Source organism: Bartonella sp. AP331QHHD (assembly GCF_042195905.1).
In the GTDB taxonomy this organism is placed as follows: Bacteria; Pseudomonadota; Alphaproteobacteria; order Rhizobiales; family Rhizobiaceae; genus Bartonella.
In genome coordinates this window covers 1-10,738 of sequence record NZ_JBHIPG010000087.1, presented here as the reverse complement: position 1 = coordinate 10,738, position 10,738 = coordinate 1, and the positions used below count along the sequence as shown (strand labels likewise).

General features: G+C 41.3%; 11 protein-coding genes and 1 pseudogene. 1 reads left to right on the top strand and 11 read right to left on the bottom strand.

The features are described from left to right. Positions 1 to 238: 238 nt before the first annotated feature. The 7 genes from ACFIMS_RS09985 to ACFIMS_RS09955 all read right to left on the bottom strand — a co-directional run bounded on the left by ACFIMS_RS09985 (position 239) and on the right by ACFIMS_RS09955 (position 6,805). Entirely contained in the window at positions 239 to 619 is a 381-nt protein-coding gene (locus ACFIMS_RS09985) for a hypothetical protein (RefSeq protein WP_375611028.1), read from the bottom strand. Positions 620 to 630: 11 nt separating this feature from the next. After that, complete coding sequence (locus tag ACFIMS_RS09980) at positions 631 to 1,011, bottom strand: hypothetical protein (RefSeq protein WP_375654097.1); 381 nt, start codon at positions 1,009 to 1,011, stop codon at positions 631 to 633. A 20-nt stretch (positions 1,012 to 1,031) separates the two neighbouring features. Further along, positions 1,032 to 2,159: a N4-gp56 family major capsid protein gene (locus ACFIMS_RS09975; protein ID WP_375635112.1), complete on the bottom strand. Its 1,128-nt coding sequence runs from the start codon at positions 2,157 to 2,159 to the stop codon at positions 1,032 to 1,034. Between the two features lie 91 nt (positions 2,160 to 2,250). After that, a complete protein-coding gene (locus tag ACFIMS_RS09970) occupies positions 2,251 to 3,144 on the bottom strand; it encodes a hypothetical protein (RefSeq protein WP_375696710.1) in 894 nt (297 codons plus the stop codon). A 13-nt stretch (positions 3,145 to 3,157) separates the two neighbouring features. Then, positions 3,158 to 5,176, bottom strand: coding sequence for a portal protein (locus tag ACFIMS_RS09965; RefSeq protein WP_375692398.1), 2,019 nt, complete (start codon positions 5,174 to 5,176; stop codon positions 3,158 to 3,160). Continuing rightward, positions 5,161 to 6,489 (bottom strand): PBSX family phage terminase large subunit, encoded by a 1,329-nt coding sequence (locus ACFIMS_RS09960; protein ID WP_375638639.1) that lies wholly within the window; start codon positions 6,487 to 6,489, stop codon positions 5,161 to 5,163. The genes ACFIMS_RS09965 and ACFIMS_RS09960 overlap by 16 nt, the downstream gene beginning before the upstream one ends. Next, positions 6,470 to 6,805 (bottom strand): hypothetical protein, encoded by a 336-nt coding sequence (locus ACFIMS_RS09955; RefSeq protein WP_375696709.1) that lies wholly within the window; start codon positions 6,803 to 6,805, stop codon positions 6,470 to 6,472. The genes ACFIMS_RS09960 and ACFIMS_RS09955 overlap by 20 nt, the downstream gene beginning before the upstream one ends. Before the next feature lie 202 nt (positions 6,806 to 7,007). Between ACFIMS_RS09955 and ACFIMS_RS09950 the strand changes: the two genes are divergently transcribed. Further along, positions 7,008 to 7,634: a hypothetical protein gene (locus tag ACFIMS_RS09950; protein WP_375627825.1), complete on the top strand. Its 627-nt coding sequence runs from the start codon at positions 7,008 to 7,010 to the stop codon at positions 7,632 to 7,634. A gap of 13 nt (positions 7,635 to 7,647) precedes the next feature. Here the strand turns inward: ACFIMS_RS09950 and ACFIMS_RS09945 are convergent, their stop codons facing one another. The 4 genes and pseudogenes from ACFIMS_RS09945 to ACFIMS_RS09930 all read right to left on the bottom strand — a co-directional run. Then, on the bottom strand, positions 7,648 to 8,175 hold the full coding sequence (locus ACFIMS_RS09945) for a hypothetical protein (RefSeq protein ID WP_375696708.1): 528 nt from the start codon (positions 8,173 to 8,175) through the stop codon (positions 7,648 to 7,650). A 15-nt stretch (positions 8,176 to 8,190) separates the two neighbouring features. Next, a complete protein-coding gene (gene ssb / locus ACFIMS_RS09940) occupies positions 8,191 to 8,631 on the bottom strand; it encodes a single-stranded DNA-binding protein (protein ID WP_375612657.1) in 441 nt (146 codons plus the stop codon). Positions 8,632 to 8,716: 85 nt separating this feature from the next. Then, on the bottom strand, positions 8,717 to 10,183 hold the full coding sequence (locus ACFIMS_RS09935; protein ID WP_375696707.1) for a replicative DNA helicase: 1,467 nt from the start codon (positions 10,181 to 10,183) through the stop codon (positions 8,717 to 8,719). A gap of 368 nt (positions 10,184 to 10,551) precedes the next feature. Continuing rightward, a pseudogene (locus ACFIMS_RS09930) lies at positions 10,552 to 10,738 on the bottom strand (hypothetical protein); the annotation flags it as partial.

Sequence of the window (10,738 nt, the reverse complement as noted above, 5' to 3'; positions counted from 1 at the left end):
GCTATGTCATCAATCTCATCTTGAATGACCGACACTAAGTGCGAAAGTGTTCTCTTATGACGATAAACATCTCGCTTCACAGGTATCGGTCCTCCAGTCTTAACCCGAATATAATGACGTGTCATCAAAATACCTCTCAGTGATTAGTCACGAATTCAACGACTATACTTGCTTGCCCAGCTTGTACTGTTTTGTCCGCTTTAGCATAGAGAGTGACCNCGTGTCATCAAAATACCTCTCAGTGATTAGTCACGAATTCAACGACTATACTTGCTTGCCCAGCTTGTACTGTTTTGTCCGCTTTAGCATAGAGAGTGACCTCTTCATCATAAGGGACAAATTCCTTCTGATTGGTGGGCTTAACCTCTTTTACTGCCTGTTGTTTGATTTCCGCTTCACCAAACTCAGTCCCTCCAGCAGTGCTGCCTATTTTGACCTTTGTGTCCGAAAATGCTGTCTTAACAAACACTTTAATTGAAGTAATCAAAGCACCACGAGGTAGCGTACCTATTCTCATAGCGTTTTCTTTATCTTCATAGCTAAAATTAAGCCGCAAAAAGCTTACCTGCTGGGTATGAAGATTTCTCCCTTGCAAGGGCTGTGGTAAATAATCTGCCATGTCTTATCCCCTCAATGATTTGTTACGAATTGCACAACCACAACACACTCACCAGCCGCAGTTGTTTTATCCCGTGTTGCATAAAGGGTCATCTCCTTATCATCTGCAACAAAAGACTTTTGATCTGTTGGCGTAAAATCTTGCGTGCCCTGGGCTTTGATGTCTTTTTCACTGAACTCATTGCCTCCATAGGTGCTGCCTATCTTTAATTTTGCCTCAGAAAACGCGGTCTTGACAAAAGCCTTCATCGAAGTGATCAAAGCGCCACGAGGTAATATCCCTATTTTCGTTGTGAGATGCTTATCTTTATGCGAGATATTCAAACGTAAGAAACTCACCTGTTGGGTGTGAAGATTTCTCCCCTGTAGTGGAGGTGGTAATTGATCTGCCATGTCTTGCTTCCTCCCTATGATTAATTATCAGGTTCACCACTGTAGGTGGGGATAACAATCGTTCCAAAATCTTGCGCTGCTTGAGAGCTATTTGGAAATTTGAAACGGGTTTTCTTCATGCCAATCAGTGTTTTCGCAGACAAACCATAGTAACGTTGATAGTCGAAATGCTCTTCCACCAATTTATAGCGATTGACATTGCGATTATTTCCAAAAGCCATAACGATACTTTGTGCTCCAAGAAAAACAGCACGACGCACACTTTTTTTCGCTGTATGATCGGTAGATTTAACCCCATGAGTGACATGTTCAGATTCACGTAAAATCACACCATTATACATGCCAAGAGAACCATCAAAAATCGGGTTCTTCGCGCGCGAACCCGTATAAGCAGCTTTCTGAATATCAAGCCACTGTCCAGTCTCTGTATTGGTGCGCAATTGCATCACTTGTGTTGGGTGCAAATAGAGAACATAAACACTCTCCCCATTCACACGTACTGGTCGAATTTTGGGATTAGCAAGTTTCGCCATTTTTACAGCTTCGTCAATAAGCTTCAAACTAAAGCTGTGTTTTGGCGCTTCACTGAGATCTTCATCCTTGGTTTTACCATCTGGACGGATAATTCGCTTACTACTTGGTGCCAGAGGTTCATTAAATCCATAATGCACATTCTCGATATCTATCATCCGATCTTCAAAAGAGATTGTCCTTGCTGTATATCCGCAAGCTTGAATGAAAAACATCAAGCTTAAGCGATCTGCATACCAATCAACTAAGCCATCTTTTGCTTCGTCGCGCAAATCAAACGTTGTACGTTGTTGCGCTATACTACCTTCATTTTCTACACGAACTGCATGCGAAAGTTCGTCAATATAGAGTCTGTCATGAAGGAATTGTAATGCCTCTTCATTCCCCTCAAGCGTCTGTCCTGAGGTAACACCACGTCCCAAAAGCTGTGTCCGTAAGCTAAATGTAACACAATCCCCTCTGCCTTTCTGTGTTTCGGTTTTAAGTTGAATAATGCTGTTTGAACCCTTGCCTATAAGGGGGGCAATAGGTATCGCCTTTGAAACTTCTGTATTTAATAATTTTGACCACGTGCTTATCGCATGAGGATCATCTGCTCTAACTGTTGTTAATGCCATTGATTTTACCTTTCTTTGCTGTAAAAAAAACCGGCTTAAAAGCCGGATCATAGCCCTGTATAAAACAGACTAATTTCTATAAAATGCACTCTTAATACCCGTTACCTGCACCGTGTAATTGCCGAAAAATCGCTTTATTTTTCGGATTTGATATCCAAACGTCAAATTCTTCTTCTGACATCCTATCAATGCTTGCTAAAGTCATTGGTCCAGTACTCCCTCCTCCACCAGATGCCGTTAAGGTTCTCGCAGAATTCTGCCGACTTTGAAGTTCTGCAACTTGATTATTCGCTTGCACTGCTTGGTTCTGATAGCCAAGGTTTTGTGCTATTCTATAAATCTCTTCTGCCGGATTGAGATCTCTTTGTGCACAAGTCGCTACAAGAGCATGCAATTGATCTCTTATAATCGCATCTATTGTGTTTTGTTGTCCATACTCAGGATAAAGTGATGACCAAGAACTCAATTCCTTTGCGCGTGCCTCATAAAGAAAATTTGCCGCGGCATCAAAATCACTGGATTTATTTTGAAACGACTTAACAGAATTATTAAAAAATTCACCAAGACGTATATCATGCTGCTGCTGTTCCTCAGCTTGTCTTAGCGCTTCTTTCTGTTCCCTAATATACGCATCTTGCTTTTGAATCTTATCTAGCATCCACGCCACTAAACGAACAGGGTCCTCACGTAGGTCTGGGGGTGCATTTTCACCTTCAACCATTGGCGTCTGGGATTGGGGTTCATAAAACTTTACAAGCGCTTCACGGGCTTGTTTGGCTTGTTGCTCCATACGCTGCTGTTCTATACTAGGAACAATCTCTGAAGGTTTTTCAACGGGCTGTGCAACCGGCTCTGGAGAGGTGACATCATCATTATCAATCGTTTCACCATCATAAGTGCCAGCATCAAAAGAGCTCTCATCATCAAAGACCGGTGCTCCAACTCTGTAATCTTCATTCATAGCTTCGTTCATTTCTGCATTCATTCTCTAACCTCTCTCAAATGCTTCTTCCTCTGTATGTTGCCGCTCTTTCACGCATGATTTGATTTTGCGCTCGTTCATTAAGAATACGCTCCCGTTCAAGCTCATGCTTCTGTTGCATCAATTCCGCTTCCAATTCTGCTCTCTTTTGACGCATGACCAATTCAATCTGCTTGCCTTGTAAATCCATCTGTTGCATCTGACTTTTAGCCGCAATATCTTGCTGCTTTTCCTGCAACTTCATTTCTTGTTCCGGATTCATTTGCTGTTGTTGGGCTTGTTGTGCCATTTGCTGCTGTTGCATCTTCTCACTCACACGATTAAGCAATGACGCAGGCAATGGAGAATAACGAAGTAGATCAAGCATAATATCCGGCGTAATCGCATTTTGAAGCAATGGGAGCAGCTGTGTGATGATACCAAAGGTGCGCTCTTTCTCATTCGGGCTGGTTGGGGCATCATCGACAACAATGTCATACTCGACACTCGTTACTTCTTCACGCGTCAATGGAATATATTGCGCATTCTCCTCACCAGATATCCGTACCAAACGACCATCAGACAAGTAATTCTGTATCAGATGCAAAATAATCTTACCCTGCCTTTTGCGATACAAACGCAAGCCATCAAATAGACAAGCAAGCAGGTTAAGACTAGATTGACGCCGTTGTGCTTCTAAAATCCCTGCTTGTGAGACTTCTCTCGTCCCGATAAACTCAGGCGATAAGCCCGTAACTTGATTAATCGCTTCCTTGGCTTCATTAAACAGTTGGAAAAAACCGGTTGGGAATTGCGCTACGGGTTTGGGCTGTATCTTACCACCTGCCAAAGCGCCATTTTTTAAAACCGTAATACTATCTACTCTGCTCCAACTCTTTACAGCTTCTCTCACATCTTCAAATGCGCCCCGCTCTGCCATTATCCCGCCTTTGGATTGGCTATTAAGGATATGCATTACTTGACTAAAATATTTATTCGCCCATCGTTGTGGATCTTTTGTCGGACGGACAACCCCATAAAATTGCCGTTCTATCTTATCAAAATACCCTGTTATACACTCCCAACCCAATTGACCCGCTGGAACCAAAGGTTGATCAGGGGATTCAAGCAATTTTCTCCCTAAAAAAGCACGTTTTACGACCTTTTTATTGAAAGCTGCCCCTTGGATATCGGGCATCATGCACTGTAACTGCTTAAATTCCTCTTCGCTATAATCACGCAATTCACCCGTTTCTAAATCGGGCGCTTTGTAATATCGCTCGCTTTCAAACCAACGGCATTCAACAAGTGTGATCATCCGTCGACCGTTTTCAACATCAATGCCCTTCTCATCATTATAAGCTTCAAGATCATTATGATGAATGCCTTCATAAGCAACCCCATCACGCGCCCAATCCGCACTCAGCTCTGTCCAATGAGATTTTGGAAACATCTGCTTGGCTACTTCCAAGGGCTTGCGGTCTACATACCACATGCGTTGTGCATCGGTTAAATTCGGTTGCACCGCTGCACTATCCCAAACCATTTTTAAAGGATCTAAACGCGTAATTACCGGTTCACCATCAAGACTGTTTTCATAATCAAGGCGGGTATCAGTCCACCCCATGCCGCAGATGACAGCGTCTTGGAAAGCATCACTATCTGCATATTCAGCATGTGCCATGTCGCGAAACCATTCTGCTGCTCCTGTAAGCAATTCACTTGGCAATGCCTTGCCTATTTGACGGGGAATGAATTGCACCTCTCGTTTATTGTTACGCTCTGAACCCACAACGGCATTAACCAATGGTGCAATACGGTTAAACGTCATAACGGGGCGGCGTTGCTCTTTTAACGCCGCTAAATCAGCCTCATTCCACTGATCACCATTGTAAAATCGAAAATCCTCTCTTGCATGTTCGCGCCATTTGTTCACATGCTCAACATCTTCTTTGTACCAGCTGACAAGCTTGCGAAACAAACCTTCTGTCGACAAATCTGATGCGTTACTTTCTTTCTCTAAATGCTCTTCATCATGCATCATTCTGCCATCCATGACGTGCTCTCATAAGTTTCTCTACCACTATAAGCTGGTCTCTTCTGTTTTTGCATCGGCTGTTCATACCCCACACACATTAACCCAAAGGCATCCGCACCATGACTGGACCAATCATGCTCAGCGCCTAAACCAATATTACGCTTCTCATCCCATTTCTCATGATACCAATTCAGTGCTTTACGACCCGCTACGGTTGTCTCTTCATTAAACCAAACAGACGGCAAAATACGTCGCACCGCCTCTATACGCATCTTAACCGCCCCTGCCCCTTGATTAGGGATCACTTGCGTTTCAAAACCCGCATCATTTAAAGCACTCTCAAAACTCACATTGTGCACACGGTCTCTCGTCGCACCATCATGGGGTAACACCATCAATGCCTTCTCATAACCATTTTGACGCAACCAACCGATATGTTCGGATAAAGGCTGTCCCTGTGCTTCGTAATAATCAAGTACTCTGATCTCCCTACCAACAAATTGCGCTATCCATATCGCCGTAGCATCTGCCTTAGCACCTGTGCCCCCGATATCCCAAAAGGCGCGTATCTGCATTAAAGGATCACGCGCAACGCGCCCTATCCGCCCCTCTTGCTCGGCTGCCAACATTTCCTTTTGATAATAAGCGCCTTGAACCGCTGTAAGATAAGCCCCTTCCCAGATATGCTTATAGGTCTCTGGACGGTTTCTCAGATCATCAAGCCGCGCTTCATTCAAGATCTTGGGAAACTTCGGATTGTCTGACCAGTTGATCTCAACACGCTTGATTGCCTCATTGTCTGAAAAGCGAAACCGCTTCTCAACGGGGGCATTCTCTCGCAACGGGTTCCATGTCACCCATAATTCTGCCCGCCATCCCTCTCCTTCTTCTCGCAAAGTCGGTATAAGCGTTTGCCAAGCCGTCTCTGTTACCGGCTCTGCTTCATCAACCCAACAAAGCAAAATGCGCCCCATCGATTTAATGCTCGCAATATTACGGTCCAGACCAGAAAACTGAAAGGCTACGCGACCATCTATCGACTTAATCGAAGATTCCCCAACCTTGTAATAGTCCTTTAAAAAGTCGTGCGCTTCAATGGCGCGCTTAATCTCCTCCAATGAACTTTCTGCCAAAGAATTCTGAAACTGACGTGCACAAAGAATGGTCCCCGATATCCCCTGCATACCAAATTGATAGCCTTTTAAAGCCGCCATCAATGCAAATGATCTTGTCTTTCCAGACCCTCGTCCACCCCACGCCGCTCGTACCAAAGCATCCCCATCAAAAATAGGGATAAGTTTTGGTACAATCTTAATCTGTCTTGTCGTCATTCATTGTTAAAGGAGCAATTTCTACACGCGTTATGATCTTAATGGCTCCCCCATCTTCACCTGTTACCTGTAAAGGCAACACCTTACCAAGCAACGCTAAATAAGCAGCGGGGCATTCCATAGCCTGCTTTTCCAAATAAGAGATCAAACCATCATTGCCAATTTTATTCCCAGCATTCTCAGCAGCCTTAACCACTGCTTCTTTTAAAATGCGCGTCACTTTATTTGGAACGCCTTTGACACGCCCTTGACCTGCCTTTGGTGGTATACGCTTTTTAATGGGTTGTGGAGCCTGCTGTGTATTTTCTGATGTCATAAAATACGCCCTCCAGATAATAAAAAACCCCGCAAATGCGGGGATTTTGAACTGTACATTTCCCTCTCTAGACACAATACGCCTAAGTACAGCAATGTCATTAAATACGATTTGCTACACTTTGTCAACATAAAAATAACACATATTGATAATTTCAAAGTGAATCGGTTAAACAGCGCTTATGAATAATTAAGGGTTCAAAATGATGAAATCATTATCCATAACACGCATCATAACATTTATAGCTTTCTTTTTTATATCAGCGCTACCTGCATCAGCGTCATTTGGATTTATAGACAAATTGACGCGTATGTTTACAAGTGTAGATACTATGGAGAAGTATAATAAACTTTACAACAAATACGCGAGTGAATCATATATTGGCTCTACGCATTCTGAAAAGATACTCGAAGCAAAAGAATATGCACACAGACATGGATACACCGAAACTGATTTTATATTGAAACGTCATCTATGGGTTATTTATTGCGGACGCTATGTGAATTTATTGCGGGGTGATTATAATATATTGATGTCACATACGGATCTACCCATGGCTCTACCCAATGTGATAGATCATTTACGCAGGAAATATCTTTGGAAGCCAATGTATTTTATGTGGGCATATAACGAATCAAATAACAGCAAAAATCCAATGATTTATTATGCGAAAGAATTTCTTAAAACTACGAAGGACCCTGAATTTGACTTAGAAGAACAAATTACTGATCTAGTATATAATGTGAGAAACGGTTATTATGAAACGATTGAATTACTAAAGAAACGTTGCAACACCATAGAATGGATATACTATATAATGAAACCGTAATAGAGATTGTCATTTAACGATCAAAATGTTTCTGAAGCACGTTAAGAGCAACCCGCAGTGAATTCACAAGATGTGGTAGCATTTGATCTTCTATAACGAGGTACTGTAGCGCTGCGTAAAGATTGTACTGTCTATAAAGACACTGGGCTTCTTTTAGTGCCTCTTGCATGTTTATAAACTGCTCTGTTGCAAATGCTACCCACTTGTCTCTTGCCTTATCATCAGAAGATGACGGAATTTCATTATAAACAGCACTTGGCAAGCCTTTTGCACACAAATAGTCGTTTCTTATCTGTAGGTACTGTTGCGCGGCATCATATTGCTCTTGAGTAAGCACGCCTTTTAAACAAAGTCGCCCTATATAAGTACCAGAAAGTGGATTTTTTGCCTCCTGTAGCGTTAAACCGAAGCGCTTTGCACGCATTTCTATTGCCAATTTATCAACGGCTTCACGCGGTGCTTTTGCACGTGATATACGTCCGTTTGGTTCTCTTACCTGCCCTGTTATTTTAGGGCGTCCCCTTTTTTTATTTTTTTTCATAACACCGCCTTTTATTTAAAAAGGAACACTGTCATTCATAACGGTATGGGGCGTATCAAGAGGTCTGTAAATGCTTCTGTCATAAGCAGATGACTGATCTTGATTATCATCATTTTTGCCATCTAAAAGCTTTAACTCGCCTTTGTACTGAGGCAATATGACTTCTGTTACATAGCGATCAACACCGTTTTTATCTTGCCATTTACGGGTTTGTAGTCGCCCCTCGATATAAACTTTGCTGCCTTTATTCAGATACTGGAGAGCTACTTTTGCCAAGTGTGGATTAAACACCACAATGGAATGCCATTCGGTTTTGTCTATTCTTTTATTGGTTGCCTTGTCTGTATAGCTCTCAGACGTTGCCATTCGAAAATTGACCACCTCGATGCCAGATGACATTGTTTTGCTTTCTGGATTAGCACCTAAATAGCCAATTAAAATCACTTTATTAAGCATGTTTGTAAGTCCCATTAAATGATGTAAAGATCATAACATGTTTTATGTGTTTTTACAATGTTTTCAGTTGTCTAATAACAATTATTTAAAGTGTTACATTATGTTCTAAATCACTAAAGCGTGTAAAATCGGATTGAAAGGCAAGGGGAACGATTCCTGTCGGACCATGGCGTTGTTTTGCTATAATAACCTCGGCTTTACCCTTGGCTTGCTCCATTGCCTCTTGCCACTTGCTATACTCAGCAGTGCCTTCTTTTGGTTCTTCATTTTTGAGATAGTATTCTTCACGATAAACAAACAGCACAATGTCGGCATCTTGCTCAATTGAACCAGATTCACGTAAGTCGGAGAGTTGTGGACGTTTATCGGTTCGGTTTTCAACTTGACGCGAAAGTTGTGACAGAGCAATGATGGGAATATTGAGTTCTTTTGCAAGTGCTTTTAATCCGGTGGTAATGGCTGTAATTTCTTGAACGCGATTTTCTAATGAACGCTTTGAACCGCTTGTCATGAGTTGGATATAATCAATAATCAAGACATCTAGACCATGTTGTCGTTTAAGACGCCTTGCACGAGCGGACAATTGTGCAATAGACACCCCACCCGTTTGATCAATATAAAGAGGGATTGTTTGTAAGGAACGCATTGCGTGAATAATTTTTGCAAATTGCTCTTCTGAGATATTACCACGGCGCATATCAGAAGAAGAAACCTTTATTTGCTCTGAGATAATACGAGTTGCAAGCTGTTCAGTTGACATCTCAAGTGAAAAGAAACCAACAATACCCCCTTCATTGGCTTGGCTGTTATCATGACGCTTGCAAGCATTGGCAATATTAAAAGCAATATTGGTCGCCAGTGAGGTCTTCCCCATCCCAGGGCGCCCCGCAAGGATAATCAAATCAGATGCTTGTAATCCCCCCATTTTCTCATCAAGTGTTTTGATATGGGTAGCTATCCCTGAGAGCCTTGAAGAACGCTTTTTCGCAGCACTTGCCATGTTAAGTGCTTTTGCAATGGCTGTATCAAAATTTTCAAACCCACCCCCGTATTTTCCCTTTTCTGCCAATTCAAACAACTGATTTTCAACAGTTTCAATTTGTTGTGATGTTGTAAGTTCTACAGAAACATCATAAGCTCTATTCACAACTTGAGTGCCAAGGTTAATTAAAGAGCGTCGGATAAACAGATCATAAATGACACTCCCATAATCTTTAGTATTAATGATTGTTACAGCTTCTTTAGCTAAACGCACCACGTAATTATATACAGTGATGTCACCAATTTTCGCATCATTTTCAACAAAGGGCTTAATAGTAATGGGATCTGCAACTTTTCCATTTTGAATAATTTGTGAAATGATATCAAAAAGCTTTTGATGCAACGGTTCAAAAAAGTGCTCTGCTTTTAAAAAATCAGAAACGCTATCAAGAGCATTATTATTGATAATGATAGCACCCAGCAAAGCTTTCTCTGCTTCAATATTATGGGGTAGTTGACGAAAAGAAGATTGTTCTTCTGTTTGAAAAGAAGGTAATTTAACAGCGTTCATTTTATTCATTATGATTTAAATTGATTTGATAAATGATAATTATAAATCACTGAATCTACAGTGTGAATCCCATTTTTATTTTACTTAACAGCTTGCTTTTTGATACGTTTTGTGCAATAAAGAGACGTTCTTTTATATTTCGGTTATTTCTTTTAATCGTTTATTTAGATCGCTAGCTGTTTTGATAATAAAAGCCGTATCAATTCATTTTGATGCGGTTTTTATGTATTAAGGCTTGCATTTTTACACGTTTTGTGTAATATATTTTAACATTTAAAATGTATAAGTTTCCAGTTGCAAACAAAAGCCGTGTCCTTTAAAGGCGCGGCTTTTTTGCTATAAAGCAGCCCCCCGCCCCGTTATTTTATTTACGCTGCTTTTTCACTAATCTTTACAACGGTATCGTTTTCATAAATTTCACAATCTTCAGGAATCCCATATGCATAATAAGGGTTTTGTTCTGTATATGAATACTCATTTCTTTTTAATCTTGCATTGCCATGTACCAAACCTCTAATGGTGTGATAACCAGTCACTTTAGCATTGCCATAAACA

Excerpts from the sequence above, each read along its gene's own strand:
- ACFIMS_RS09985 (WP_375611028.1), bottom strand. The coding sequence starts at position 619 with ATGGCAGATTATTTACCACAGCCCTTGCAAGGGAGAAATCTTCATACC.
- ACFIMS_RS09980 (WP_375654097.1), bottom strand. The coding sequence starts at position 1,011 with ATGGCAGATCAATTACCACCTCCACTACAGGGGAGAAATCTTCACACC.
- ACFIMS_RS09975 (WP_375635112.1), bottom strand. The coding sequence starts at position 2,159 with ATGGCATTAACAACAGTTAGAGCAGATGATCCTCATGCGATAAGCACG.
- ACFIMS_RS09970 (WP_375696710.1), bottom strand. The coding sequence starts at position 3,144 with ATGAATGCAGAAATGAACGAAGCTATGAATGAAGATTACAGAGTTGGA.
- ACFIMS_RS09965 (WP_375692398.1), bottom strand. The coding sequence starts at position 5,176 with ATGGATGGCAGAATGATGCATGATGAAGAGCATTTAGAGAAAGAAAGT.
- ACFIMS_RS09960 (WP_375638639.1), bottom strand. The coding sequence starts at position 6,489 with ATGACGACAAGACAGATTAAGATTGTACCAAAACTTATCCCTATTTTT.
- ACFIMS_RS09955 (WP_375696709.1), bottom strand. The coding sequence starts at position 6,805 with ATGACATCAGAAAATACACAGCAGGCTCCACAACCCATTAAAAAGCGT.
- ACFIMS_RS09950 (WP_375627825.1), top strand. The coding sequence starts at position 7,008 with ATGATGAAATCATTATCCATAACACGCATCATAACATTTATAGCTTTC.
- ACFIMS_RS09945 (WP_375696708.1), bottom strand. The coding sequence starts at position 8,175 with ATGAAAAAAAATAAAAAAAGGGGACGCCCTAAAATAACAGGGCAGGTA.
- ssb (WP_375612657.1), bottom strand. The coding sequence starts at position 8,631 with ATGCTTAATAAAGTGATTTTAATTGGCTATTTAGGTGCTAATCCAGAA.
- ACFIMS_RS09935 (WP_375696707.1), bottom strand. The coding sequence starts at position 10,183 with ATGAACGCTGTTAAATTACCTTCTTTTCAAACAGAAGAACAATCTTCT.